The sequence below is a fragment of the Shewanella sp. 0m-8 genome (genome assembly GCF_052977265.1).
Genome location: NZ_JBRIMB010000002.1, coordinates 53215 through 79714 on the forward strand (window position 1 = coordinate 53215; position 26500 = coordinate 79714).

Genomic DNA, 26500 nt, shown 5'->3' on the forward strand with positions numbered 1-26500 from the left:
CGAAGCGATGGGGCCGAGCAAATATGCTCGCAGGCGTAGGGGAAACGAGGGAAATCGAAACTAATACGGTATATTACTAATTAATCAATGTGTTATAAACAAAAAGAGGACTTTAGTTCAAGCGCAAAACCAATGCGAGACGCTGGTCACGTAAACCAATAAAAATATGACATTGAACACACTGTTCAAGTTTAGCACATTAGCAACTGATGAAATTCGCAGAGTAAAAGTGCTGAAAAATTGCACCAGCTCACAAACTAAAAAAATGGTCTTATTTTTAGCAAAAAGACCCTAAGGGTTAAGATATTTGACAGGTTTGGGCTCAACATTCTCACTTTGCTCTCTACATGGCCTTTATATAGCCTTTTACTCAGCCCTTTATTCCACCCTTTATATAGCCCGCTCAAGCGGTATATTTAACAGAAGTCCTGCACCAGAGTGAGCGACATGAGTTAAGAGAAAAACCTATGGATAGCATATTTAGGCATTCTGAATTTCTGCTATCGATAAGTCTCGACTTTCACCAGCAGTTAATTGCGGGTCGAGCACGATGGCGCCGACGGATATTCGATGTAAACCTACAACGGGGTTTCGAAAGCGGCCAAACATGCGCTTGATTTGATGATAACGCCCTTCCATCAAGGTCACCAAAGCCGTGTGTGCATCTATGATCTCCAGCTTAGCGGGTAAGGTCGTGATACCTTCATATTCAAAGTACATCCCATTGGCAAAAGCTGGAATATAAGATTCATCAATGGGATTTTGCAGCGTCACTCGGTACAGCTTTCCGACCTTATGTTCTGGCGACATCAGCTTTTTAGACCAGCGACCATCATTAGTTAACAGCAACAAACCTGAAGTATTGAGATCTAAGCGACCAACAATATGCAGACTGCACTTATCTTCTCTAGCCAGCAAATCGATAACCGTTTTATGCTTATCATCAACGGTAGCACTGACCACGCCAACGGGCTTATATAGCATCACATAGCTCGGCCGGCTGGCTTGCAACACTTGACCATCAAGACAAACATGGGAGAACTCGTCGATAATCAAATCGATATCACGCGCTATCTCACCGTCCACCTGCACTTGCCCTTTAGCCAACAGCAACCTAACATGTTTTTTATTAATACCTGTTTTGACGCTAATAAACCTATCTAGCCGTGCACGTTTTGATTCCATAAAATTCTATTGCTCAGCAGTGATAGGCTGTACTTTATAGGCGCAGCGACGTGCCCCCTGGATAATGTGTTCCTCACGGCTCACCGTAGCGTCATGCTGCAGTAAGGTCTGAAATAACTGCAATTCTGAGCGGCAAAAATTAAGACATTTTGTTGCTGCAGCGCAGATCGGGCAATGGTTTTCAAGTAGCCAGTAACAGCCGTCGCTATGCTCAACCGTCGCCATATAACCTTCATTGGTACGTAACTGTGCCAAGACTTGTAGCTTAATGGCTAAGCTATCGGCACTGATTAACGCATCACGATAAAGCGCAAGTGACACCTGTTCACGATGGCTAATAAGCTGTTCTAAGCCACTGTCGCCAAAAACAGTTTTAACCGAATCAATTAGCTGAACGCTCAGCTCTTCATGTCTATCAGAGAAATGACTATTACTTTGCGGCGTTAGCGCCCAGAAACGTGTCGGTCGCCCACGAGTCGCTTTTCTATCATCAAAAACCACATCGCAACTTTCTTCAAGGCTTTGTAAATGCTGACGCACCCCCATTGTTGTCAGGCCTAGCTCACTAGCAATCGCTTTAGCCGTTAATTCACCTTGGGTTTTAAGCATCTGCAAAATTTTGTCACTGGTCTTCATCGTTATCTCTTTATGGCAGCTTTGTTCTTTTATCGCTCAAGGCACAAAGCGGTATGACTATGGCCATTATTACTCAACCATCAATTAAGTAAACTTTTTTCTTTACTTTATTTTGTAAACTGTTTACTTTACTTAAAACTTAAATAAACAAAAAGGTTTACTAAAATGGAATTAGTCATCATTAGTGCCAGCCAGAGAAGCCCATCGCAGAGTGCCAAAGTCGCCCGTTACCTGAGCGAACAGGTGACGGGTTTTAACAGAGTCAATCACATAGAGCTTTGCCAATACCAGTTACCTTTTTGGGATGGAAGTGCAGAAACCAAATCTGCCGATGGTAGCCGCTGGCCTTTAATTTCTCAGCAAGTAAAGAAAGCAGACGCCTTAGTATTAATTACACCCGAGTGGGGCGGCATGGCATCACCTTTGATGAAGAATTTTTTGTTGATGTGCGACCACCAAGATACCGCCCATAAACCCGCTTTATTGGTTGCTGTTGTCAGTGGGATAAGTGGTGCCTACCCTATTGCCGAGCTAAGAATGAATGCATTAAAAAACAATAAACTGGTGGCGACGCCTGATCATTTAATCGTTAGAAATGTCGAAGAACTCTTCAATACTGACGCGCCACTGTGCGATAGAGAATTACATTTACGGGAACGTATCGACTACAGTTTGCATATGCTCACTCAATACAGCGAAGCCTTAAAAGGAGTGCGGATTAACCATCAAAACAAGCCATTTCCAAAACAGCAGGAGTACCATTATGGCATGTGACCATCAAAGCAAGCCATTTGCAAAGCTGCAATCAATTTAGGACAACAATACAAGGAGTCAATTATGATGCGTTTAGAGCATTTAAATTTAGTGGTCAGAGATATTTCAAAGGCATTAGCGTTTTACCAAGCAATCTTTCCTCATTGGAAAGTTCGCGGCGGAGGAAAGTCTAGTTGGCATGGCGTAGAGCGCAACTGGGTGCACTTTGGTGATGATTATCAATATTTAACGTTTAACGATGACGGTATTGAAGACAACCGTGACTTAAGTGGGCATCAAGTTGGCTTGGCCCACTTTGCATATGTCACCGATGATCTTGATGGGGTGATTGAGCGCCTCAAAACGAGCGGCCATCTTGTAGATAAAGCGGGCGCAGAAGATCCCTATCGCCGTAATGTGTACTTTATCGATCCCGATGGTTACGAAGTTGAGTTTGTTGAATATCTCACGGATATTCCGGCTATGCGCAATCAATATGAATAATCGCCGCTGTCAGCAATAGCATCAACAATAGCGATTAATCGCCAACCTGAACGTCAGTGACAACTATAGCGCCTCAGCTAAAGCTGTAAACGATGAGCCTGATCAACTCATTGTTCTTATCCAGCGACTCGGTAGTACTCTAAGTAGCCGATGCAGTATTGCCCATGGCCAGCTTGGTACAAAGCTATTGGCTTTTTCAGCCTCGATAGCTGCAACCATTGCACTACAGCCCACGTCGGTATCAACAATAAAAGGCACCTTTTCGACGTGCTCGTTTATTTCACTGCGGATAAAACCAGGATGAATACAACTGACCTTAATTGGCGTATACATTACATCAATACGAATACCTTCAGTTAACGACGTAACAGCAGCTTTTGTCGCCGCATAAACGGTCATCGCTCGCCTAAAGCCACGCACAGCACTCACCGAGGATATGGTTACTAAGTGGCCAGCATTTTGTTCACGAAAAATAATCATCGCCGCTTCAGCTTGAGCAAGTAAAGCTACAAAATTAGTTTCCGCCGTTTGCTTATTGGCCTCGAAATGTCCTGTGCCAATGGCAGCGCCCTTACCCATTCCTGCGTTAAGAATGATCCTGTCTAACTGGCCAAATTCAGACTTGAACTCATTAAACACCTTAAACACATCTTGATGCTGATTAACATCAAGCGCTTTAACCGAAACGTTAATATTTGGATTTATCTGTAAGAGATCTTGCTTTAGCTTATCTAAACGCTCAACTCGTCGCGCGCACAAAGCCAAATCTCGCCCCATGTTGGCAAACTCCAGTGCCATGCCTCTACCTAAACCAGAGCTGGCGCCGGTGATCAATATTGTCTTACGCTTAGCCATCATCTGTTTCCATCCATAGCGGTATCGTTTTTAATTCACATGGTTAACATCTAACCTAATCTAATCTAATCTAAGCTACTGTTGAAGTAATAGAATGTAAACCTCAACTCGGCGATTAGAAAGCGACAGAACAGCAGGTTTATCCAAGCCAGATGCCCAGCGATAGTAAGCCGATATAAAATACCAGCCCCACAACAAAAGGCTTATCGGTCTCAGGCAGTCTCCCTAGCAATGCCTTTTCACGTTACGCCGCTGTACTGACTAAGCATAAAAAGTAAGCGCAAAACCTAGCAATTCAATATCAACCCAATCTCAACGAACATCAACCCAGTATGGTTAATGCCTTTGAACGCGCCATCTATCGCCTCTACTTGTCATCGAGCGATGGAGATAATCGCCCCATCGACAATGCAGGTTAAAGTCAGGTTGAGGACCGTTAATAACAATGGTAATCATTTTTTATTCACAAATTATCTGCAAATTATTTGAACTCGAGAAGTAAGACAATTTTGAAATCAATGACTTAAAATCTCGTAGATTGAAAAGCACTTACAAGGAGTAATTTAAGCGTGATTTAGTATTAGCAAACCCGTGTGTTTACTGGGTTATCGACTAGATTTACAGAATTATGGACCTGTGTTAATGGCAAGGGAATGCAAGGCTGACGGAGTATTTGCCATGATTTCCTACCACCATACATTAACGGTAATCGATAATGATTCGCCGGTACAACTTGCACTCAACAAGGCGTTACAACTCGCTAAAAAAACTCATGCGAAAGTCACTGTATTGAAGATTGAGCACCCCTACAATAATGTATTAAGTCGCCTTGGATTACTCTCCAAGCAAGCACTCGACCCCATGCTAGTTGTCAAAAAGCTATTGGCTAAGTATCAACGGCTGGGGGTTGAAGTTGAGATAAAAGCCATTAAGAACCTCCAAGACCATGTTGCGATATTGAATGAAGCCAATAAGGGTAACTACGATTTAATCGTGGTCAATAACAAACACCACAACCCAGTTATCAACGAGTTCATCCCTAGCTGTGAAGCTCACCTACTTAGAGAGTGTGAGCACCCCGTCATGATAGTGGGTAATAAGACTTGGCAGCAACATGGGCATATCCTCACCGCGCTTGAAACCGCAGACCCAGATATTGAACACAGTAAGTTAAATCAATGCTTACTCGATGATACTTTGCAACTGGCGACACTGTTAGACAGCGATATTCATCTGCTTAACTGTTATCAAATAGAAAATTGGAGCATGTCTGTTGAAAAAGAAACTAACCACCTTTCAGATAAGGAGCAAAAACAGCAGCATTGGGCACGCTTACTCAGTAACGCTAAAAACTACCATATAACAAACGAACATTTACACCTTGAGCAAGGCCTACCGGATCATATTATTCCCACTATCGCTCACCAATGTAACGCTAACTTGTTGGTCATTGGCGCAGGTGAGCACCATGGCTTAATAAGTGAACTCAAGGGGCACACCTCTTCTGTGATCGTCAATCAACTCAAATGCGATATCTTGGCTATCAAGCCGCAAATCCACTAAGTCACTAATGCCCCTAATATGAGTCATTATCATGAATGACCATATGAACGCTAATCTCGTTCCGACTGGGTCTGCGCCACTATGTCAGAATCTGCTTGCGCCCAAAAGTCGACTCTAAAACAGGTATCATCCGAAAGAAGCTCAACTTTATGCCAATACTGAGGCGGCGATACCCCGACCTCACCGACTTTAATCACGATCTCTTGCTCCACCTCGCCCCGTCTATCAGTAAAACCATAGAACTTGAGTTCGCCGCTCAACACATGAATTTGTCCATAGACGCCCGCCTTAGTATTGTGCAGGTGTAAAAACATCTTTGGCACGGTCTGCTTGTCAAATACCGGACTCGATTTATAGTTCACATAATCAGTTGGGATCGTGGGCATATTCGTAGAACCTCATTTTATAACGTGTTATTAATGCCAATTAAGCTCAAGTTAAGCGACGATAAGCAAACTACGCACTATAATCGCAACATCCCCATACCAGCTGGCATGCACTTGCTGTAATAATGAGACAAAATGAACAATCAATATAGCTACACTACACAATACACGCTAGATAAAAGCCACTTTAGCGAGTGTTATGACGAATCAGTCATTGTCGATACTTCTGTGCGTGCATATCGTAAGGCCATCATTTTTGGCTTAGTGGGTACCGCCCTAATGCTAACCAATATTAATGGTTACGCTTCATGGTTTTTAATCGCCTTAGGCGCACTTGAAGCATTGAGTGTACGATTTAGAAAACCTTGGTGGCTAATGCGTCAAATGATGAGTAAAGCCGCCAATAATGAAGTGACCTTAACGGTAGATGAATCTGGGATCACTAATGACTCTTTCTACGTGCAGGGCACTATTTTATGGCAAGATGTCACCGAGATAACGGAAACTACTCAGGGCTTTCTATTAAAGCATCTAAAAGGCACCAGCTACCTCTCAAAGCGCAGCCTAGATCAACAGGCCACGCAATTTGTTGTGAGTAAAGCGGCTGAAAAAAGTCAAAAGCTGCAACAAAGCGAAGCGGATTAATCTCTCACATTCGCCATTAGAAATGCGTCAATATACTCGCCACTGCGAAAAGCATATTCACGCATTTCCCCCTCTATCACAAAGCCATGTTTTTTATATAAGCTAATGGCTAAGTGGTTATCAGTGTAGACCTCAAGCTCAATTCTCCTCACTGCAAGCCAATTTTGTGCAAGTGATACCATGGCGTCAAGCAACGCAGAGCCAATACCCATCCCTCGAAATGCCTCATCTACCGCCATACCAATATTTGCTACATGTTTACGCCTAGGGTTACTAAACACTTCCATACCTATTTGACCAACGACCTCGCCATCTCTTATTGCCACTAAGCTATAACAGTTATCAGGCAGTTCCATAAGACGTTTTTGCCAAGTATGTAATGACGGGAAAGGATGTTGTAACGTGCCTGCATAACAGCTTTGCTGACTATAAAGCCGACAGATACCATCAATATCAGCATCAAGGCTGTGACGAATATCTATATCTACCAAAATTGTTTTCTCCCTTTCTAAGGGGATACGCTCTCCAGTCACCACATTCTCCTTTTATTACACAGCACAGTTTAAACACTAACTTTCGCTAAAACAGCTTATATGTCAATACCTAAGCCAGTCTTATCCGTTGCCTGTACTTTTGAATCAAGATAAACACGCGCCTAAAACTGACTACTTTTCAAACTGTATCAGTTTGCAACAAATATCTTAACCTTCATGCTGTATATGGCAATAGATGATACCCTATAGCTTCATTTGTTAATTTTGTAATCAAGAGTTAATGTATTAGATGCCATACTTATTAGCACTTATGCTTACTATCAGCTTATATTCGGGTGCTGCTTTCGCAACCGCTTCAACGGGCTGCGATAACAATACCGACTGTATCGAAGTCGGTCGTTGGGACTTAGGCTTTGCCTTAGGCTATGGTAATAAATCTAATCCTCTTAAAGACTATAAAGACATCCCCCTGTATGTCGTCCCGACCATTGCCTATTATGGTGATAACTGGTTTTTCGATAACGGTAATATCGGCTATACCTTAACGGAGGGCGAAAACTACACCATCAATTTGATCACCACTTTTAGCAGTGATAGCGCCTTCTTCTATCGCTGGGATCCGTCGAATATTTTCCTGCTTTCAGCTGGCGGCAGTAGTCAACGTGCAACCTCCCCGCTCTCAACCTTTGGCAGAGTAAATCCAGAGCCTGCCATTGGTGAGCTAGAAAATCGAAACTTTACATATCTTGGCGGAGCCGAGGCTTTTGTTTACACCCGATTTGGTATAGTGCACGCAACGCTCGCCCATGACATACTTGATGTCCATGGCGGCCTTGAGTCTAAATTGAGGTGGTTTTACAATATTCCCCTAGATAGGTGGAATTTTGAATTTGCTGCGGTATTAGACTGGAAGAGTAAAGAGGTGGTTGACTATTACTATGGTGTCAGACCGAGTGAAAGCCTCTACTGGAGCCAAGAATATCAAGCGGAGTCTGCATTGAATAAGAGTATCGAATTTACTGGGCAGTACGTATTAACTGAAAACTGGAACTTACTCTTAGTGGCACGTTATACCGATATCAGCGATGAAATCGTCGATAGTCCTCTTTTAGAAAAAGATTACACCACCACCTATTTTGTTGGCGCAGCGTATAGGTTCTGATTAGAGTGTCTTCAAAATTCAAACTTGTATTCTTGTGTCTGTTGTTGAGCTCGTTAATGAGTACAACGGCTATTGCAAAAAATAGTACAAAACAGCCAACAACTAACCTAAAACTGTCCCCTGAGTTTTGTATCACTTCAGCTAATGAAGAGTCTTGCGATATAGAAGTCACATTAGAATGGGATATGTTAAAAAACAAAACAGTCTGTATTATTTCAGACTACAAAGATCTAAAGAAATGGTGCAGTCCTTCACCAGACATTCACTCTTTGACCGTCAATATCAGTGCTGACCGTGATATTCAGTTTGTGATGATAGACAAAGATACCCACGAAACAATTGCAGGTGTAAAATTGAAAGTCACACCCGCTTCTTCGCCTCAAGTTAGGCGACGATATCGAAACCCATGGAGTTTATTCTAATGACCAGCTCTCAATCTACGCATAGAGTATTATTAGTCGAAGATGATATTCGTTTAGCCAACTTGATTGTCGACTTCCTAAAGTCACATGGCATGCATGTTGAAGTAGAGCGTAGAGGCGACACTGTCCTTACTCGCCTAATAAACTATAAACCTGACATTATTTTACTCGATATTATGCTGCCTGGGATGGATGGCTTAACCTTATGCGAAAAATTGCCAGATTACTTTGCAGGCCCTATTTTACTGATGAGTGCCCTAGGCTCAAATGAAGATCAAATTAAAGGCTTAGAGTTAGGTGCTGACGATTACGTGGTTAAACCTGTTGACCCAGCATTATTAGTCGCGCGCATTAACAATTTACTACGTCGCCAAGCTAAACCAGCGCAAGTAGAATCTCACTGCCTAAGCTTTGGTAAGTTAAGTATCGACCCGCATACTCAAGCGATTCGTTTGGGTGAGACCGAAGTGGATCTGACCAGTCATGAATTTGAACTACTTTGGTTACTGGCATCACAAGCAGGCCAAGTAATGAGCCGCCAATATATCTATCAATACCTGCTCAATATTGATTTTGACGGTAAAGACAGAAAGATTGATGTACGTATATCACGCCTAAGAAAGAAACTTGGCGATAATATTGAAACCCCTTTTAGAATTAAAACAGTTTGGGGGCAAGGTTACCTCTTCGCGCCAGAAGCGTGGAACAACTAAGTCTGCTAATTTATTAAGATGAAACGGCTTTTCATTAGCCTTTATCTTCTGCTCAGCCTAGGTTTTTTAGGCATAGGATGGGCACTGGATAATTTATGGCAAAATAACGTTGACGAAAAAGGTGCACTCGATGCACCTTTAGTTGCTTTGGCGCAAGTGTTAGCTAAGCTGCCTCAAGATGAACGTCAAGCCATGCTAGAGAGTATTCAAGCTAGGCCTAACTTTCCACTCACCCTGCTTAATGCTGAACAGGTTGCTTTTTCTGGCGAACAATTAGTTCGGGCCGACAAAGTGATTGCCACCCCTTATGACATTAACCATGAGCTGCAATTTGTGGCTGTTGGCGAACAAGTCCTAATGGCAGGTCCGATTGAACTCGACCCAGAAGCCAGCCTAAGAAATATCTATAATATTTTCTTCTATTTTCTATTAGCCTTTATTGCACTCATTTGGGTATGGCCGCTATCGAAAGACTTAAAAATCTTGGGGAAAGCCACTAAAGAGTTTGGACAGGCAAAATGGAATACCCGAATTAAACTCACTAAGCGCTCACAGGTACTGCCTCTAGCCAACACCTTTAACGATATGGCCGCCCATATCAGTGCCCTTATTGAAAACCAAAAACATCTCTCTAATGCCGTCTCTCACGAAATAAGAACGCCACTTGCAAGGCTCAAGTTCGCCCTTGCCCTGTTGCCTCAATACTGCCAACCAGAATCGGATCCCGCTAGGCGCGAACACTTTCTTGACGAGATGAAGCTTGATATCAAAGAGATGGAAAATCTTCTACAAGAACTGCTCACTTATGCCAGTTTGGAAACCCAGCGAGAATCACTCAATTTTGAGCGCTGTGACCTAAACAGCTTAGTCACGCAAACCATCCGACGATTACAAAGCCACCACCCAACCCCGATACTTTTCGATGCCCCCGAAGAGACGATTTACTTGGTCGCAGAACCATCACTGGTTGAGCGCGCTCTGCAAAACCTCATCACCAATGCTCAGCGTTTCTCAATCGATGACATTAAGGTCAACATCGCGATAGACAGTAAAGCCGTCACCTTGTCTGTGACTGACGATGGCGAAGGGATTTTAGAGGAAGACCAAGGTAAGATTTTTGAGCCTTTCTACCGCAGTGCAAGCAGTAAAAATGGTAATAAGGGACACGGCTTAGGCTTAGCTATCATAAAGAGAATCATGGAAAGACACCACGGCGAAGTCACGCTTCTAAGTCAACCAGGCTTTACCCAGTTCACCTTAGTTTGGCCGTTAAACACCACACAGCACTAGTCCAATCCGATCAGCCTCTAGGCTTATAAAACGCCTTTTAAGAGCCATCAGAACCAAAGTCTAGAGTGGAATTCACTTTCGCCCTTTCATCAAGTAACTGCGCTTTTCTCGCTTTAAATAATGCAAGCTGACGCCTCCGTTTACGCTGCTGACATAAACGGATCACATCATATTTTTGCGCATCAGAAAACTCGAGCCAGTTAAAACGCTCATTTCTATTACGTAAGCACCCTTTGCAATAGCCTCTAGCATCACTCTGACATACGCCAATACAAGGGCTGGGGATCTCAAAAAACTCTAACTGCTCCATACCTTAAACATATACTATCTTGACAATGAAAGGCTAAAATAAATACAGTGAGATGACTAATACCAATCACTCTCCCCATGTTTGGCGAGATTAAAGTCGCCGAGAATTGAGCACTAAGAAGGTAACAATATGAAACAACAGCAACGAAGCCTCTTTGTCACACTACTCGCGTTACCGCTATTATTCTTATCGGCCTGTAGCTCTACGCCTAAGAATGATTATGACCTTGATTATAACTTTGCTAACTTAAAGAGCTTTTCACAGCTCCCCCCGCCAGCAAATAGCGACCCTCTGAGCGCTAACAGAATTAAACAAGCCATAAGCAGCTCACTGACCAGTCAAGGTTTTATCCCCAATGACCAGGCCGCTGATTTTTATGTGGGTTATGGTTTTAGAATTGATGACAAACCCAAAGACTCGGGCTTTTCAATCGGATTAGGTACGGGGACATGGGGCAGTTCTGGTGGCGCAAGTATCGGCACTAGCGTCGATGTCCCCGTTGGCAGTAATACCGCCAAAATACAAACCATACAGATTGATATTCTCGACCCTAAAACCAATCAATTAATCTGGCGCGGTACAGACAAGTTCACCTTTGATGAGGGCGGTGAAGCAAAAGCACAAGAAACTAATGCTACCGTTGCAAAAATCCTAGCGCAGTTCCCCCCTAAGCAACAAAAGTAGATTGATATACAATGAACCGCCCACAGCCCGTGTTCGGTTCATAACGAGTCACTGATAATAGGAGCACAACAAAAAGTCACTCGCTATTGGTGCGCATTGACCGTGCGTCCTTCAGCCCACTGCCTTAATGATTGCAGTTTTTCACGCATCACTACCGACAATGGGCGCGTTTTCATCAGCTCTTCTTGCAGCAGAGCTTGATCAACATCTCGCTCCGATGCTTTAGCCGTATAGATAGCAGAAATAACCGCTTGCTCAATCTCCGCCCCTGAAAAACCTTGGCTAATCTTAGCCAGCTGACTTAAGTTAAAGTGAGTAGGCTCAAGCTGACGTCGCTTGATATGAATAAGAAAAATAGCTTTACGGATCTCTGCATCGGGCAGATCCACAAAGAATATCTCATCCATACGCCCCTTACGCATCAACTCGGGGGGTAAGGCGCTAATATCATTAGCCGTAGCGACTAAGAACACATCTGATTTTCGCTCTGACATCCAGGTTAGAATTGTGCCAAGAATTCGCTTTGAAGTGCCATCATCACTACTACCACTGCTTAAGCCCTTTTCTATTTCATCAATCCACAACACACAAGGTGCCATTAAATCCGCAAGTTCTAACGCCTTTCGCAAGTTCTTCTCTGTCTCACCAATGTACTTATTATAAAGTGCTGACATATCCATCTTAAGTAATGGCCTTTGCCACAAGCCCGCGACAGCCTTAGCAGCCAAGCTTTTACCACTGCCTTGCACGCCCAGTAGCAATATACCTTTGGGTTTATCCTCCAGTATCTGCGTCTTTAATGACGGCGTTCTATAGCTCAACCATTGTTTAAGGTTATGCAATCCTGCAACTTGCGAAAAGTCACTGGTATCATATTCAAATTGAAGTACACCTTGCATATCGAGCAATTCAAACTTGCCTCGGTTAATACTGTCGATATCGGAATGGGTGATTGCGCCATCATCGACAATCGCTTTGTGCGCGAGTCGCCTGGCATCATCAAAGGTCACGCCACGTAGGTTTTCTGCAAGCTTAGCGACCGCACTATCATCGACATTGAGCCTGATCCCTTCACTGCGCACCTTATCTATTTGCTCATAAATTAGATTCAATAACTGAGCGCTATTAGGAAGTGATAGCCTAAAATGAGCACAATAGTGTTTGATTTCGGGAGGGATAGTGAAGGCATGGCTGACCAGCACCAGCGTATGTTTAAGTGACTCATACTCCAGCGCGATCTCTTTTAGCAAACGTACGTTTCTAGGCGCATCGTCAACAAAAGGGTGAAAATCACATAAAACATATATCCCTTGCTGCGTTGTCGACTTGATCTGCCCAAGAATATCGCCAGGTTCACAGTTAAATTTTTGTCTTCCCATGCCGCTATCGACTCGCATCAAGCCTTGGGTAATGCTCCAGCTAAACAGGGGTTGATACAGAATATTCGAAACTTTTCTAAGTAACTCTATCACCCGGTGCTCTTCATAGGTTTCTATGATAACTATCGGTGTATTCGATCGCAGTACTGCGGTGAGATCTTGAATATCTTGCATGTCATCTATTGCCTACACAGATTTAAATAAAAAAGGGGCCTATAGCCCCTTTATAGCCACTGTGGTTCTGTAAGTACCAGTAGTTAGTACCTGCAAATTCCACAGTGTTAAGATATATAAATTAATGGAACAGGTAATTGAGCCAGCCTTGCATTCTCAACAATACTTTTCGCATAATCGATACATGGGCAAAATGGTCAGTATAAATAGCTGCATGCCCAGAAACACCAGCTGGAAACTCAGTTTTCGCCTCATGATCTTCAAGCTTAATCAGTACTAATGCGCGGCCACGACTCATCACTCGCTGAGATGATATCAGTGAACCCGATGACTGAATTTCACCTTCAGCCATAGCAGGCAAGACTTTAGCCACTTTACCTTTAAATACTTGGCCCGGCGCAGCATCTAGAATGATTTCAGCTTCATCACCCTCTTTTAATCTGAGCAATGAGTTTTGCCAAAACGCGCCGACAAACATACGATCTTCATTTGGAATAAAGCTAATTAACGGCCTTAACGGCATAGGAACAGCAATAATACCTGGGCGCAATGCCATCTGAGTCACCATGCCATCGGCAGGCGCTTTGACTACCGTCTGATCTAGGTCAAACTGTGCTTTTTCAAGTTCGCCCTGGATCCCTGCGACCTTGGTATTCACTCCATCAACGTTTGACTCATAGGCTAAACGTACTCTTAGCTCTTCAGCATTAGCAGCAGTTAATAGTGCTTCTGATGCAAAATAAAGCTGACGCCTATTATCGAGTTCGAGCTCTGTAAAGGGTGAGTTAGCACCGCCACGCTTACGGCCTTTCTCATAACGGTCGAACGCAGACTTGGTTCTATCTCTGTCAGCGGTTGCTCGCGTCACTGCAGCTTTTGTCGCTTCCCATGCCGCTTCTAATTGTGGTACTTCAAGCTCCGCCGCCACTAATGCCGCACGTTTTTGCTTTACAATAGCCTGAAAAGGAGTGGGATCGATTTTAAATAATACATCACCTTTCTTAATCGGCGTATTGGGCTCCACCTCGACAGATACAACCATGCCCCTAACCGCTGGGTTGATGGGCGTTGTTACAAAATACTCTTTAGCATAAGGTGTATACGGATGGTTATAGTTCATCAATAAGATCAAGGCACCAACAATAAATATGCCGCCTAATATCGCCGTTGGAACGGTCCACTTAGTTAATGGGATCTTAAATATTTTAAAAATGGCAATACAGATTGCGGTGTAAGTCAGTACAAGTAGTAAATCCATATTACACCTCTGCTCTGTCTGTTGAACTATCGTCGATTTGAGTATCAACTTTAGTACCGGACTGATGATTACCAGAGCCTCTTACTTGTTTAGGCTGTTGTTTTGATAATTCCATCTCAGTGATTCTTTGTTCTAATTTTCTCACAGTTTCAGTCAAGCCTTGCACTTCACTCTCTAACAGTTGTTCTTTCTCGACGACCTCTTGGAATCCCCAACCACGGTCTTCACGATAAAGGGTTGCCCAGATCCATAAGAATGGCCAAATAGCATGTAAGGTAAATAGGCTCACCCACCCCGCAATATGCAGTGCATCTTGCTGTGGGTGATTGCGCTTCTTGGCTATCTCATAGGGGATATCATGAATGGCAATGACCCCATAGAAAATAAAAATCGCAACGAAAAAAATAATTCCTAACGCAAAATAATCTAAAAACACATCGCTCTCCTTGTGAAACCTTGAGTTACAACGATAGACACTAAAAACATCATAGCAACATTAAAGCAATATTAACCCTACAACTGCATTTTTTCGACTTAAATCTGCATATTAGCGATCCCATATTTAGCATAACAAAGTGATCTTTCGCACACTTGCCACTAAATCTAACCTAGAGAAATACACGTCACGTTACACTAATCACAAATAAAATGGGGCACTAGAATGCCTCAGTAAAGTGTTGCTAGCTTGAGTGCCATACAGGCTCTGTAACCAATAACTACTCCCTACAATCTCAAAAGGTAATCATAATGATAGGTACTGCATTATCAGCTAATGCTAAACGCGCCATGTTGCTAGGCTGCGGCGAACTCGGGAAAGAGGTCGCCATTGAACTTCAGCGCTATGGTATCGAAGTGATCGGCGTAGACCGCTACCCCAACGCCCCTGCAATGCAAATTGCTCACCGCTCTCACGTTATTAATATGCTTGATAGTGTGGCATTAAAGGCGGTTATTGAACTTGAAAAGCCTGATTTGGTGATCCCTGAGCTAGAAGCGATTGCAACTCAAACCTTGGTAGAAATGGAAACTAAAGGTGTCAACATCGTGCCAACAGCTAAAGCCACTCAACTAACGATGGACCGAGAAGGCATACGTCGCTTAGCAGCCGAAACCCTATCAATCCCAACATCACCTTTCTTTTTCTGCGATACCGAGCAAGAGTTTACCGATGCTGTCGCCACTATTGGGCTCCCTTGCGTCATCAAACCAGTGATGAGCTCCTCAGGTAAAGGCCAAAGCGTTATACGCACCCAAGATCAAATTGAGTCGGCTTGGCAATATGCACAAGAAGGTGGCCGTGCGGGCAAAGGACGGGTCATTGTTGAGGGGTTCATTGCCTTTGACTATGAGATCACCTTGTTGACCATCAGCGCGGTGAACGGCGTGCATTTCTGTGATGCTATTGGCCATCGTCAGGAAGATGGGGATTACCGTGAGTCTTGGCAGCCGCAAGCGATGTCAAATATCGTATTAGCTAAATCACAAGCCATAGGTAAAAAGGTAGTTGAAGCCTTAGGTGGTTATGGCCTATTTGGTGTTGAGTTATTTATCAAGGGCGATGAAGTTTACTTTTCTGAAGTGTCCCCTCGACCACACGATACCGGTATGGTGACCCTTATTAGCCAAGACTTATCGGAGTTTGCTCTGCATGTTCGTGCTATCTTAGGTTTGCCAATTAGTAACATCGCTCAGCACGGTCCAAGTGCATCGGCGGTGATCCTTGCCCAAGGCAGCTCAAACAACATCCAGTTCTCAGGTTTAGCTGATGCATTAGTTGAGCCCGATACACAGGTTCGATTATTTGCCAAACCTGAGATTGACGGTAAGAGACGTTTAGGTGTGGCATTAGCCAGAGATACTGATATCGATAAAGCCGTTGCAAAGGCGCTAACTGCGGCAAGTAAGGTTAAGGTTACTTTTTAACTCTACATTAGAGTGACTGATAGATAATTTCAAAATTAAAAAGCCTCAGCCTTGATTAAAAGGTTGAGGCTTTTTTAAAGTGTTTATTATTCTCTTAGTGCCTGCATAATGCGCTAACGTTTAATACATTAGCTTTTAATGCACTAGCCATTAATGTATTAGACTTTGACGCACCAAACTTTGATGCACCAGACTTTAATGCGTCAGCCTTTAATCGCCAACTCCTATGTGCTAGTTAACCCGATTGTTCGCATTATCTGTTCTAAAGCTCACTAAATTTTCAATCGCAATATTAAGCAAATTCTGCCGTGCCTCTCGCGTTGCCCAGGCGTTATGGGGAGAGATGCTGATATTGTTAGCGCTAAGAAGCGGATTATCAGCCTTAGGAGGTTCAGTTGACAATACATCAACGCCTGCAAATGCCAGTTGCCCTTGATTTAACGCTGCCGCTAATGCCGCTTCGTCAACAAGCCCTCCACGAGCGGTATTAATTAATATGCTGTTAGATTTCATGGTACTTAATACATCTGCATTAATCAGCTTATCTGTCTTTACGGTAAGCGGGCAGTGCAAAGAAACAATATCTGCCTGCTTAAATAACTCCGCTTGTTCTACCCAACTACAGTTTTCAGGTAGTGGAACTTGCGAGTTTCGAGTATTGACTATGACCTTCATGCCAAAAGCCAGTGCAATCTGAGCCACAGTTTGCCCGATATCACCAAAACCAACTAACCCTATTGTTTTATCTTTAAGTGATTGTAGTGGCGTAAGAGTAAAACAAAAATCTGCCGACTCAGCCCACATACCACGCTTTACTGCATCGGAGTGCAGACTCACTTGCTGAGTGGCATGAAGAATATGAGCAAATACCATTTGAGCAACCGCATCTGGGCCATATCCAGGCACGTTTGTGACCACAATGCCGAGCGTTTTGGCCGCTGCGAGGTCGACCACATTAGTGCCGGTTGCGAGAATGCCGATATATTTAAGCTTTGTTAACTGCTTAAGTATCGTTTCATCAAGCACGGTTTTATTGGTCAGGATAAACTCAGCATCAAGGCTACGCGCTATCACGTCATTCGGTGCGCTGCGATCATAACAAGTGAGCTCGCCGAACTGCGCTAGAGCTTGCCAGCTTAGATCTCCAGGATTGAGTGTGTATCCGTCCAATACTACTATTTTCATCTAACACAGCCCTTGTTTAAAAAATGATCGTCAGTCTCGTGGCTCTTGAAAGAAAGACTGCAAGCCGCACACTTGAGCTAAGAACTAAGAACTTAAAGCTAGAACTTAAAACTGGCACCCAGATTGGCTTGCCCTTGCCACATAATATCTGACTGAATATTCCATATACAGCCGTCATTACCACAGAACAAAGCGTTATCAGCATTGATAAACGTCGCGTAGCCCTTTACTTCAGCAAACAATGAAAAGGCTTCACTGACCTGGTATTCAATACCACCACCAAGAGCCACTGAAAAACGCGTTTCATTAGAGTAAGCGCCGCTTGGTCGCATATGGGTAAAGCCAAGGCTAGTGGTGACATAAGGTTTAACGCTTTGCATAGGGAAATATAAACTGCCACCAAAATGAAAGTAATCCACATCCATAGAGGTAATCACATTAGGGCTAAAGTTATCACCTGTTTTTAAATCGGTTGATTGGTGGCTATAAAGAAGATAGACGTTACCAGGGTCTTTTGTGGTAAAGCCCAGCATGACACCATAGTTTTGCGCCTCAGCTATTTTTACCTTTCCCACTTCATCGGTTTCTGTGCTAGCAATATCAAACTCACTAGCACCAAAGCTATAGCCACCAAAAGGGGCCACATATACTTCAGACACAGCAGGAAATGCACACAAAAAAACCAGTAATATTGCTAAGCTTCTTTTCATCATATATCCCTATTATTTTCTGATTATTAGTATTTAGCGCATGCCTCTATCAGCCTTAACTCTATCATAAGCAGCTTGAATATCTTGGGCTTTTGTTTTAGCAAGCTCCATCATCTCAGCAGGTAACCCCTTAGCGACTAGCTTATCGGGGTGATGCTCATTCATCAACTTTCTATAAGCTCTTTTGATCTCTTGATCAGACATCGACTCTGTCCCCCCCAGCACACTGTAAGCATCTTCAATCGATGTTTGATGTCCAGCCCCACCACTACGATGAAAATTAAACTCTGCCTGCCAACGTGCTAATAAGTCATTGAGTTGCTGTTGGCTAAATCCGAGCTCTTTGGCAACCACGGACAGAATTGATAACTCTTTTTGATCTAACTGAGCATCGGCAAGCGCTGTCTGAATTTGGATCTCCAAAAACATCTGTAGCACTTCTTTACGACCCATAGAGATGAGTCTAAAGGTTTTTAGGCAAGCATTAAGATCAAAGTCAGGCTCCCTGCCTTCACGAAATGCCGCCTGTGCATCTGCTCTGGCTTGGCCACTTAAGTTAAGCTGATCCATTAACGAGCTCGCCATGCGAATATCGTTTTCAGTCACTTGTCCCGACGCTTTTGCTACATGCCCCATCACCGAAAAGGTGGTATTAAAAAACAGTGCCTGACGTTTTCCGCCGCCCGCGAGCCCCGCTTTTTGGCTCTGCCTGCGGTCATACATATGCCCTAGCCAAAGCCCAAAGATGGCGCCACCAAGACGACCCGCCATATAACCAATAATAAAACCGAAAACCTTACCCCAAATACGCATTATCTAACCTTTTTTGTTTCACGTTCTGTTATTTGTGCGAGTCGCTCAATCGTACCAACATCACACCAATACATATTAAAATGCTCACCACTAACCTGACTATGACTCATGCCTTTACGGAGCAAAGGAGCCAGTGCAAACGCACCTTCTGGTGTCTCTTTAAATAAAGCCGGATGGTAAATGCCCATACCAGAGAAAGTCAGTTTTTCTGCGCCACTATCACTCACCTTGCCACCTTGCAAAGCAAAGTCTCCTTGGGGGTGTTGCGATGGATTATCCACTAACCATAGATGCGCCAGCACTCCGGTATCGAGCGCCTTGATTCTCGGTAACTCATCAATAAAAATATCACCGTTTATCACTAAAAATGGCTCGTCACCTAACAGGCCTAACGCTTGTTTTATGCCTCCACCCGTCTCCAGTGCCGAGGTTTCTTCGCTATAACGAATCTTAACTTGCCACTGACTACCATCACCTAACGTCTCGACTAACTTATGGCCAAGCCAAGCATGATTAATGATGATTTCTGAAATCCCAGCCGCAGCGAGCTTTTCGATGTGATAAACAATTAGCGGCTTGCCCGCCACCTCAACAAGAGGCTTAGGCACTGAATCTGTTAAGGGGCGCAGTCGTTCTCCACGCCCCGCCGCAAGGATCATTGCTTTCATTGATCAGCCTTTTTGATATGAATCATTATTTATGAGCATTGAATGTTGGGATGATGACTTCACCAATCCATTGAGCAAATGGTTGCAGCTCGATATAACGACCTGCAATATCGCGAATATACTCCAGAGTCAGTGGAATATCGGCCATATAAGCCGGTTTATTATCGCGATAATTAAGCCTTGCGAAAATGCCCGCAGCTTTAATGTGTCTTTGAATCCCCATCAAATCAAACCAGCGTCGATACAGCTCAAATGTGACTGCCACATCAATCAGCCCAGCGCTAACACACTGGCTGTAATGTTGATGCATTAAGGCTTCCACATCGCTATCTGGCCAACGAATGTAGCAGTCTCGCAATAGTGAAACCGCATCATAGGTTACAGGTCCAAGCACTGCATCCTGAAAGTCGATAACCTTTAACTTGCCATCTTGCAGCATAATATTACGGCTATGGTAATCACGGTGCATGCCAACTTGTGGCTGAGCCAGTGCATTATCTACTAACAGTTTAAATGCACTACTGGTGTGCGCTTTAACGTCATCAGTATCCAGCCCAAGATGATGCACGGCTAACCATTCAATAAAAATATCCAGTTCTCGTACCACAAAATCGGCATCATATTGAGGCAATGGAGCTGTTTGCGTCTCTGTCACATTGGCAATATCGTTAAGTAACACTAATGCTTGAGAATAATATTGCTGTAAGTTATCGCTTTTTAACACCGATAATAATTGCACGTCACCAAGGTCGCTAAGCAGCATAATGCCCTGTTCTTTATCGCTAGCGATCACCTTAGGCACAGCAATACCTTGACGCGCATAACTGTCAGCTAATTGAATAAACGGGGTGATATCGATAAGCTTAGGAGGGGAATCGACTACAATATAAGACAAGTTGTCGACAACAACTCTGAAGTAACGCCTAAAACTTGCGTCGCCTGAAATCAGCTGTGGCGAAACTTTTACATTAAAATACTGGTTTAGCCATGCATTTAACTGAAGAAATCTAGGATCTGACAAGGGCACCTCATGGCTCTTAAGAAGAAATTGCTTTATTATAACGACAAAATGGAATCAGCTAAGCAATTGAAAAGAATTATTTTGGCTGAGTTGCCCAAGAAAGGGTCAACTTTTCTCCTCTTTCACCGTCCAGACTAAGAAATCATAATTAATTGACCTAAGATGCAGATCCGTTATTTTCTGGCCTTGAGCCTGCTTCCCCAATTAGTCTTAGCAGACGAACCCGAAACTGTGACAGCCCCTGCGTCGCAGTGCGTAGTTGAACCTCCGGTAAAGCCGTACGTTCCGCTTTACGACATCAATAATCCAGCCGAATTAGCGCGGATCTATATTAGTTCTGATAGTTCTTCAGCCCAAATGGGTAAAGAAGCAACTTTTATTGGCGATGTAAGCTTCAGCCAGGGCGGTCGCAACATTGCAGCCGATGAAGCAATTTTAAATCAACAAACTGAAGAACTTCATGCCAATGGCAACTTAGTGTTTCAAGACGCTATGTTTACCGTTACAGCTGACTCTTTAGTTGCCAAAATGCGCAGTAACAGTGCGATCTTAAGTGGCGCTCAATATTGGTTACACGGTCAACAAATCCATGGTGATGCCGAAAGACTGGAGATCACTAAAGATAATAATCTATTGTTGTCTGGCACGAACTTCAGCACTTGTCCTGATAAAGATCCAGCTTGGCTATTAGAAGCTGACCGAATCAAGATTGATAGCTCCGAAGAGTGGGGAGAGATTTGGGACGCTAAAATTAAGATTGCTGGCGTACCTGTAATGTATGTGCCTTATATGACCATTCCGGTATCAGATAAGCGTAAATCTGGCTTTTTATTCCCAACATTTAGCACTAGTACCACCAACGGTGTTGAAGTTGCGACGCCATATTACTGGAATATTGCACCAGAATACGATTTAACCTTTACGCCAAACTATATGTCGGCTCGTGGACTATTCACCAAGACAGAGTTTAGATACCTAGCTGGCGAGAAGCAGAGTGGCCAGTTAAATTTTGAATATCTAGCCAACGATAACAAGCTAGAAAATAGTCCAGATAGATACCTGTATCACTGGGAGCATACTGGCGCATTTAATCAAAACTGGCGCGTTCATGCAAACTACACTGATGTGTCAGATAACAACTATTTCAATGACTTGAATTCAGATGTTCAACGCGCGACAGATAATCAATTAAACCGAATTGGTGAAATATCTTACTTTGAGCAGAACTGGGATTTAAGTGCACGAGTACAAGATATTAAAGTACTTGGTGAAGAGGAAAAGCCTTACCAAGTGATGCCGCAGTTTACGTTTAACTACCGTGCGCCAAGCTATTGGCACGGCTTAGACTTTAACCTATATAGTCAAGCGACTAACTTTGAACATCAAGATAGTGAATACTCGGCTGCCACTCGTGTGCATATAGAGCCAAGTATCTCCTATCCCATTCATGGTCCAGCAGGCTCGCTGACCAGTGAAGTCAAATTGCTGCAAACTAACTATTGGCAAGATGATAAGGGCAACCTCTCTGATTCAGAGCTTCGCGATCGCGTCAACCGAACGCTGCCAGAGGTACGCATTCATGGTCAAATTAACTTTGAGCGCTTTACGGATTACTTCGACACCAACTACCGCCAAACATTAGAGCCACAGTTCCAATATCTTTATGTCGGTTACCAGGACCAATCTGATATTGGTATTTACGATACTGCGCCGTTACAAGAAGATTACAACGGTCTGTTTAGAGATCGACGTTTCTCAGGCCTAGATCGCATAGCCGATGCAAATCAGTTCACGCTCGGTTTAACCACTAAGCTATTTAACGAACAAAACCGCGAAGTATTTAAATTCAGCTTGGGGCAAATTATTTACCTCGAAGACAGTCGTGTTGGTATTAACGATGTCATGGGGAGTAACGATACTTTCACCCAAGAGAACACATCGAACTCTGCAATTGCAGCCGAATTAAGTACTCAACTCTACGCAGATTGGTTTTTAAGTGGCTCGATTCAGTATGATGCTAAAGAGAGTGAAAATAAGAAGAGCGAAGTCACCGTTGACTATCGTCCGGGTACTAATAAGCTACTGCAAGCTAGCTACCGCTACGTACCGGATCTACTGAACACCAATACCAATGAGTCTGTCGATATTAAGCAGCTTGGTTTCCGGGGAGCCTGGCCGATTAACGACAGCCTCTACTTAGTGGGTAACTGGTATTACGATCTCAATGAAAGCCGAGCAGTTGAAACCTATACAGGTTTTCAATATGAATCATGTTGCTGGGCAGTCCGTTTGAGTTATCATTACCGCATCAAGACCAATTATATTGACGAAGATAATCCGGTACAGGATACTCGAGAACTATTTGAAAGCGGGATCTACCTAAACTTTATCCTCAAAGGACTCGGTGGTTCAGGCCCATTAGGGGTATCAGATATGTTAGATGACGGCCTATTTAATTATCGTAAACCGCTTTATTTGAAGAATTAGCAGATAAATAACGTAAATAAATGCTGAACCTAGCTGACGACATGCAGTCAAAGCAGAACTAAAGAATCATTAACCCGGTGAGTAATCACCGTAAATGACACTCAATAAATGCCAAGGATTTTAGTGGATGAAACGCTGTAACCAATTGATTTTTGCCCTTATAACATTGGCAATGAGCCAGACAATTCACGCTGCGCCAGAACCTCTAGACCGTGTAACAGTGCAAATAAATGAAGGGATCATTTTAGAAAGTGAAGTGACCGGAATGGTAAAGACCATCCAGGCAAATGCTGCCAATGCAGGTCAGAAGCTGCCGTCAGACACTGCACTGCGCACTCAGGTTATTGAACGTTTAATCCTAACTCGTCTGCAGTTACAGATGGCCGATAGAATTGGTCTACACATTGGTGACTTACAGTTAGACCAGACTATCGAAAATATTGCTAAAGAGCAGAAGATGACGGTTGCGCAAATGAAAGCGCAAATTGAAAGTGAAGGTACAACTTTTGCTCAATACCGCGAGCAACTACGTGAAGAGATCACCTTAGGTGAAATTCAACGTATTCAAGTTCAACGTCGCATTCAAGTCTCTACGCAAGAAATCAATAACCTTGTAAAGCTAATCAATGAGCAAGGTCTGAAAGAAGTTGAGTTTCAAATTGGTCATATCCTTATTGATGTACCAAGCGACGCTAACAGTCAGCAGCTAGAAGCTGCAAGTAAGCGCGCCGCAGTCGTGATGAAACGATTACAAGATGGTGATGACTTTAGAAGTATCGCAATTGCAGCCTCTTCAGGCCCTAAAGCACTAGAAGGTGGTATTTGGGACTACATGAACATCAACGAAATGCCAACCTTATTTGCTGAAGTGGTCACTGATGCGAAGACTGGTGATATCATAGGTCCAATTAAGAGTGCATCGGGCTTCCATATCATCAAGGTGATGGATGCTCGCGGTCTAGAAACCAAAGAAGTTAAAGAAGTTAAGTCTCGCCACATTCTACTTAAGCCGTCTCCAATTCTTTCGGAAGAACGCGCTAAGAGCATGATGGACAGATTCCTAGCTCAAGTTAAATCAGGTGAAGCTAAGTTTGAAGATTTAGCACGTCAGTATTCAGAAGATCCAGGTTCTGCTGCTAAAGGTGGTGAACTGGGTTGGGCCGATCCGAACATCTATGTTCCAGCATTTGCCAAAGAGTTAAATAGCCTTGAAATTGGTGGCTATAGCGAACCATTCCGTTCGACTCACGGCTGGCATATTGTTCAACTAGAAGAAAGACGTACAACAGATGCAACCGATAAATTTAATACGAACCGAGCTCACCAGCTGATCTATCGTCGTAAATTTAATGAAGAGTTACAAAACTGGCTAGATGAAATGCGCGCTGAAGCATTTATCGATATTTTCGAGCCAGAAACGAATCGAGGTTAATACTATTGTCAACTAAACGAATTGCCATCACGCCGGGTGAACCGGCGGGTGTAGGTCCCGATTTAGTGATACAACTAGCTCAGCAGGCTTGGCCTGCTGAGCTAGTTGTTTGTGCTGATCCCGAACTACTAAAGTCTCGCGCTAAGAAGCTTGGGCTGTCGATTACGCTACGCCCATACCAACCGAACCAGCCGCCTAAAGCACAGGAAGCTGGAACATTGACTATTGTGCCATTTACCCTTGAAGCCGACGCGGTGTGCGGGAAACTAAATGAAAACAATAGTGCCTATGTTGTTGAAACACTGAGATTTGCTGGTGAAAAGAACATGGTTGGTGAATTTGATGCTGTTGTAACTGGCCCAGTCCATAAAGGCATCATTAACCAGGCCGGCATTCCGTTTAGTGGTCATACTGAGTTTTTCGCAAACCAAGCAAATTGCCAGGATGTGGTGATGATGCTTGCAGCCCCAGGTTTGCAGGTTGCACTGGTAACAACTCATATACCATTGGCTTATGTGTCTAAAGCTATTACCCGTGATCGCTTGCATCAGATTGTCAAAATTTTACATACCGATTTAGTCGAGAAGTTTGCAATTGAGTCGCCGCGGATCTATGTCTGCGGTTTAAATCCTCATGCAGGTGAAGACGGCCATTTAGGCAGAGAAGAGATCGATATCATCATCCCTGCCCTTAATGAATTAAGAGAACTCGACATGGATATCGTTGGCCCATTACCAGCAGATACCCTGTTTCAACCTAAATACTTAGAAGATGCTGACGTTGTACTCGCTATGTACCACGATCAAGGGCTTCCAGTACTAAAATCTAGAGGATTTGGCAGTTCAGTCAATATCACTCTAGGATTACCCTATATAAGAACGTCGGTCGACCATGGTACGGCCCTAGAGCTTGCAGGCACGGGTACTGCTGATATTGGCAGTTTTGTCTGCGCATTAAATAAAGCCATTGATTTGGCTGCAAAGAATTAGTGATAAAAGTTACCTCATGAGCAATAAAGTACATTTAGGCCACACGGCCAGAAAACGTTTTGGACAAAACTTCTTAACTGACGAGAATGTGATTAATCGCATTGTTGGTGCTATTTCACCTGATAATGATCATGTGATGGTAGAAATTGGTCCCGGTTTAGCGGCATTAACAGAGCCTGTTGCAAGCGGTATCGACAAGCTTATTGTTGTCGAACTCGATAAAGACTTGGTTGAGCGTTTACAAACGCACCCGGTCCTTAAAGATAAGCTTGAAATTCACCAAGGTGATGCACTTAAGTTTGATTTCAATCAACTCGTGCGTGAAGACAAGCAGATGAAAGTGTTTGGTAACTTACCATATAACATTTCAACTCCGCTTATGTTCCATCTGTTTGAGTTTGCTCAGCATATTGAGAACATGCACTTTATGCTGCAAAAAGAGGTCGTATTAAGACTCTCTGCAAGCCCGGGTACTAAAGCTTATGGCCGCCTTACCGTAATGGCTCAATACCATTGCCAAGTCATGCCTGTGCTTGAAGTCCCACCAGGATGCTTTACACCACCACCTAAAGTGGACTCAGCTGTTGTGCGTTTAGTGCCATACAAAACTAAACCTTGGCCATGTAAAGATGTCGACCTGCTTAGAAACTTAACCACGACCGCATTTAACATGCGCCGTAAGACGCTTAGAAATAACCTTAAGCAGCTATTATCTGATGAAGACTTCGCCGCGTTAGGTATTGATGCAACGTTGAGGCCTGAACAGATCCGTGTTGACCAATACGTCGCTATGGCCAACCACGTTTTCGATAGGAAGTAGATTTATTCTCTGAATAATATACTGACCAACAAAAGGGCA

The 26500-nt window shown here is 43.5% G+C and carries 28 protein-coding genes; 14 read left to right on the forward strand and 14 right to left on the reverse strand.

Features of this window, described 5'->3' with window-relative positions; translation table 11 throughout:
* Positions 1-480: 480 nt before the first annotated feature.
* Entirely contained in the window at positions 481-1185 is a 705-nt protein-coding gene (locus ACVBIO_RS01395) for a pseudouridine synthase (protein ID WP_447160284.1), read from the reverse strand.
* A 6-nt stretch (positions 1186-1191) separates the two neighbouring features.
* The gene (locus ACVBIO_RS01400; RefSeq protein ID WP_447160283.1) at positions 1192-1821 is read right to left on the reverse strand and encodes a helix-turn-helix transcriptional regulator; all 630 of its coding nucleotides are present in this window, start codon (positions 1819-1821) and stop codon (positions 1192-1194) included.
* 165 nt (positions 1822-1986) lie between these two features.
* On the opposite strand from ACVBIO_RS01400, the gene ACVBIO_RS01405 reads away from it, so the two are divergent.
* Both ACVBIO_RS01405 and ACVBIO_RS01410 read left to right on the forward strand, forming a co-directional pair.
* The gene (locus ACVBIO_RS01405) at positions 1987-2595 is read left to right on the forward strand and encodes an NADPH-dependent FMN reductase (protein ID WP_447160282.1); all 609 of its coding nucleotides are present in this window, start codon (positions 1987-1989) and stop codon (positions 2593-2595) included.
* Between the two features lie 63 nt (positions 2596-2658).
* Positions 2659-3078 carry a VOC family protein gene (locus tag ACVBIO_RS01410; protein ID WP_447160281.1) on the forward strand — a complete coding sequence of 140 codons (420 nt, stop codon included), beginning with the start codon at positions 2659-2661 and terminating at the stop codon, positions 3076-3078.
* 102 nt (positions 3079-3180) lie between these two features.
* Here ACVBIO_RS01410 and ACVBIO_RS01415 read toward each other — a convergent pair whose 3' ends face one another.
* On the reverse strand, positions 3181-3933 hold the full coding sequence (locus tag ACVBIO_RS01415) for an SDR family oxidoreductase (protein ID WP_447160280.1): 753 nt from the start codon (positions 3931-3933) through the stop codon (positions 3181-3183).
* Positions 3934-4575: 642 nt separating this feature from the next.
* Between ACVBIO_RS01415 and ACVBIO_RS01420 the strand changes: the two genes are divergently transcribed.
* Positions 4576-5496, forward strand: coding sequence for a universal stress protein (locus ACVBIO_RS01420; protein ID WP_447171824.1), 921 nt, complete (start codon positions 4576-4578; stop codon positions 5494-5496).
* A 50-nt stretch (positions 5497-5546) separates the two neighbouring features.
* Here ACVBIO_RS01420 and ACVBIO_RS01425 read toward each other — a convergent pair whose 3' ends face one another.
* Positions 5547-5882, reverse strand: a complete 336-nt coding sequence (locus ACVBIO_RS01425; protein ID WP_447163224.1) for a DUF1971 domain-containing protein — start codon at positions 5880-5882, stop codon at positions 5547-5549.
* A 135-nt stretch (positions 5883-6017) separates the two neighbouring features.
* Between ACVBIO_RS01425 and ACVBIO_RS01430 the strand changes: the two genes are divergently transcribed.
* Complete coding sequence (locus ACVBIO_RS01430) at positions 6018-6527, forward strand: YcxB family protein (protein WP_447160277.1); 510 nt, start codon at positions 6018-6020, stop codon at positions 6525-6527.
* Here the strand turns inward: ACVBIO_RS01430 and ACVBIO_RS01435 are convergent.
* Entirely contained in the window at positions 6524-7060 is a 537-nt protein-coding gene (locus ACVBIO_RS01435; RefSeq protein ID WP_447163223.1) for a GNAT family N-acetyltransferase, read from the reverse strand. The two genes, ACVBIO_RS01430 and ACVBIO_RS01435, sit on opposite strands and share 4 nt — an antisense overlap.
* A gap of 250 nt (positions 7061-7310) precedes the next feature.
* On the opposite strand from ACVBIO_RS01435, the gene ACVBIO_RS01440 reads away from it, so the two are divergent.
* Genes ACVBIO_RS01440 through ACVBIO_RS01455 form a run of 4 tightly spaced genes read left to right on the forward strand, consistent with a single transcriptional unit; the run spans position 7311 to position 10608 of the window.
* Positions 7311-8183, forward strand: a complete 873-nt coding sequence (locus tag ACVBIO_RS01440; protein ID WP_447160275.1) for a MipA/OmpV family protein — start codon at positions 7311-7313, stop codon at positions 8181-8183.
* 56 nt (positions 8184-8239) lie between these two features.
* A complete protein-coding gene (locus tag ACVBIO_RS01445) occupies positions 8240-8605 on the forward strand; it encodes a DUF3019 domain-containing protein (RefSeq protein ID WP_447160274.1) in 366 nt (121 codons plus the stop codon).
* Entirely contained in the window at positions 8605-9318 is a 714-nt protein-coding gene (locus ACVBIO_RS01450; protein ID WP_447160273.1) for a response regulator, read from the forward strand. Before ACVBIO_RS01445 ends, ACVBIO_RS01450 begins: the two co-directional genes overlap by 1 nt.
* Positions 9319-9336: 18 nt before the next feature.
* Positions 9337-10608 carry an ATP-binding protein gene (locus tag ACVBIO_RS01455; protein WP_447160272.1) on the forward strand — a complete coding sequence of 424 codons (1272 nt, stop codon included), beginning with the start codon at positions 9337-9339 and terminating at the stop codon, positions 10606-10608.
* Between the two features lie 37 nt (positions 10609-10645).
* On the opposite strand, the gene ACVBIO_RS01460 is transcribed toward ACVBIO_RS01455, so the two are convergent.
* The gene (locus ACVBIO_RS01460; RefSeq protein WP_447163222.1) at positions 10646-10918 is read right to left on the reverse strand and encodes a DUF1289 domain-containing protein; all 273 of its coding nucleotides are present in this window, start codon (positions 10916-10918) and stop codon (positions 10646-10648) included.
* 129 nt (positions 10919-11047) lie between these two features.
* On the opposite strand from ACVBIO_RS01460, the gene ACVBIO_RS01465 reads away from it, so the two are divergent.
* Positions 11048-11602 carry a DUF4136 domain-containing protein gene (locus ACVBIO_RS01465; protein WP_447163221.1) on the forward strand — a complete coding sequence of 185 codons (555 nt, stop codon included), beginning with the start codon at positions 11048-11050 and terminating at the stop codon, positions 11600-11602.
* Positions 11603-11685: 83 nt separating this feature from the next.
* On the opposite strand, the gene ACVBIO_RS01470 is transcribed toward ACVBIO_RS01465, so the two are convergent.
* The 3 genes from ACVBIO_RS01470 to ACVBIO_RS01480 all read right to left on the reverse strand — a co-directional run bounded on the left by ACVBIO_RS01470 (position 11686) and on the right by ACVBIO_RS01480 (position 14849).
* On the reverse strand, positions 11686-13155 hold the full coding sequence (locus ACVBIO_RS01470) for an AAA family ATPase (RefSeq protein ID WP_447160269.1): 1470 nt from the start codon (positions 13153-13155) through the stop codon (positions 11686-11688).
* Positions 13156-13276: 121 nt separating this feature from the next.
* Positions 13277-14413: an HlyD family secretion protein gene (locus ACVBIO_RS01475; RefSeq protein WP_447160268.1), complete on the reverse strand. Its 1137-nt coding sequence runs from the start codon at positions 14411-14413 to the stop codon at positions 13277-13279.
* A 1-nt stretch (position 14414) separates the two neighbouring features.
* The gene (locus ACVBIO_RS01480; RefSeq protein WP_447160267.1) at positions 14415-14849 is read right to left on the reverse strand and encodes a DUF3302 domain-containing protein; all 435 of its coding nucleotides are present in this window, start codon (positions 14847-14849) and stop codon (positions 14415-14417) included.
* Between the two features lie 311 nt (positions 14850-15160).
* Here ACVBIO_RS01480 and purT point away from each other — a divergent pair, with 311 nt between their 5' ends.
* Positions 15161-16336, forward strand: a complete 1176-nt coding sequence (gene purT / locus ACVBIO_RS01485) for a formate-dependent phosphoribosylglycinamide formyltransferase (RefSeq protein ID WP_447171825.1) — start codon at positions 15161-15163, stop codon at positions 16334-16336.
* 231 nt (positions 16337-16567) lie between these two features.
* Here purT and ACVBIO_RS01490 read toward each other — a convergent pair whose 3' ends face one another.
* The 5 genes from ACVBIO_RS01490 to ACVBIO_RS01510 all read right to left on the reverse strand — a co-directional run bounded on the left by ACVBIO_RS01490 (position 16568) and on the right by ACVBIO_RS01510 (position 20739).
* The gene (locus ACVBIO_RS01490; protein WP_447160265.1) at positions 16568-17521 is read right to left on the reverse strand and encodes a D-2-hydroxyacid dehydrogenase; all 954 of its coding nucleotides are present in this window, start codon (positions 17519-17521) and stop codon (positions 16568-16570) included.
* 98 nt (positions 17522-17619) lie between these two features.
* Positions 17620-18231, reverse strand: a complete 612-nt coding sequence (locus tag ACVBIO_RS01495; protein WP_447171826.1) for an outer membrane beta-barrel protein — start codon at positions 18229-18231, stop codon at positions 17620-17622.
* 33 nt (positions 18232-18264) lie between these two features.
* Positions 18265-19044: a co-chaperone DjlA gene (gene djlA / locus ACVBIO_RS01500; RefSeq protein WP_447171827.1), complete on the reverse strand. Its 780-nt coding sequence runs from the start codon at positions 19042-19044 to the stop codon at positions 18265-18267.
* Entirely contained in the window at positions 19044-19712 is a 669-nt protein-coding gene (gene murU, locus ACVBIO_RS01505) for an N-acetylmuramate alpha-1-phosphate uridylyltransferase MurU (protein WP_447169208.1), read from the reverse strand. Before murU ends, djlA begins: the two co-directional genes overlap by 1 nt.
* Before the next feature lie 25 nt (positions 19713-19737).
* Positions 19738-20739 carry an aminoglycoside phosphotransferase family protein gene (locus tag ACVBIO_RS01510; protein ID WP_447169209.1) on the reverse strand — a complete coding sequence of 334 codons (1002 nt, stop codon included), beginning with the start codon at positions 20737-20739 and terminating at the stop codon, positions 19738-19740.
* Between the two features lie 156 nt (positions 20740-20895).
* Here ACVBIO_RS01510 and lptD point away from each other — a divergent pair, with 156 nt between their 5' ends.
* The 4 genes from lptD to rsmA all read left to right on the forward strand — a co-directional run bounded on the left by lptD (position 20896) and on the right by rsmA (position 26461).
* Positions 20896-23220 (forward strand): LPS assembly protein LptD, encoded by a 2325-nt coding sequence (gene lptD / locus ACVBIO_RS01515; protein WP_447169210.1) that lies wholly within the window; start codon positions 20896-20898, stop codon positions 23218-23220.
* Between the two features lie 127 nt (positions 23221-23347).
* Positions 23348-24652: a peptidylprolyl isomerase SurA gene (gene surA / locus ACVBIO_RS01520; protein ID WP_447160259.1), complete on the forward strand. Its 1305-nt coding sequence runs from the start codon at positions 23348-23350 to the stop codon at positions 24650-24652.
* Positions 24653-24657: 5 nt separating this feature from the next.
* Positions 24658-25641 carry a 4-hydroxythreonine-4-phosphate dehydrogenase PdxA gene (pdxA, locus tag ACVBIO_RS01525; RefSeq protein WP_447160258.1) on the forward strand — a complete coding sequence of 328 codons (984 nt, stop codon included), beginning with the start codon at positions 24658-24660 and terminating at the stop codon, positions 25639-25641.
* Between the two features lie 16 nt (positions 25642-25657).
* Complete coding sequence (rsmA, locus tag ACVBIO_RS01530; protein WP_447160257.1) at positions 25658-26461, forward strand: 16S rRNA (adenine(1518)-N(6)/adenine(1519)-N(6))-dimethyltransferase RsmA; 804 nt, start codon at positions 25658-25660, stop codon at positions 26459-26461.
* Positions 26462-26500: the final 39 nt, after the last annotated feature.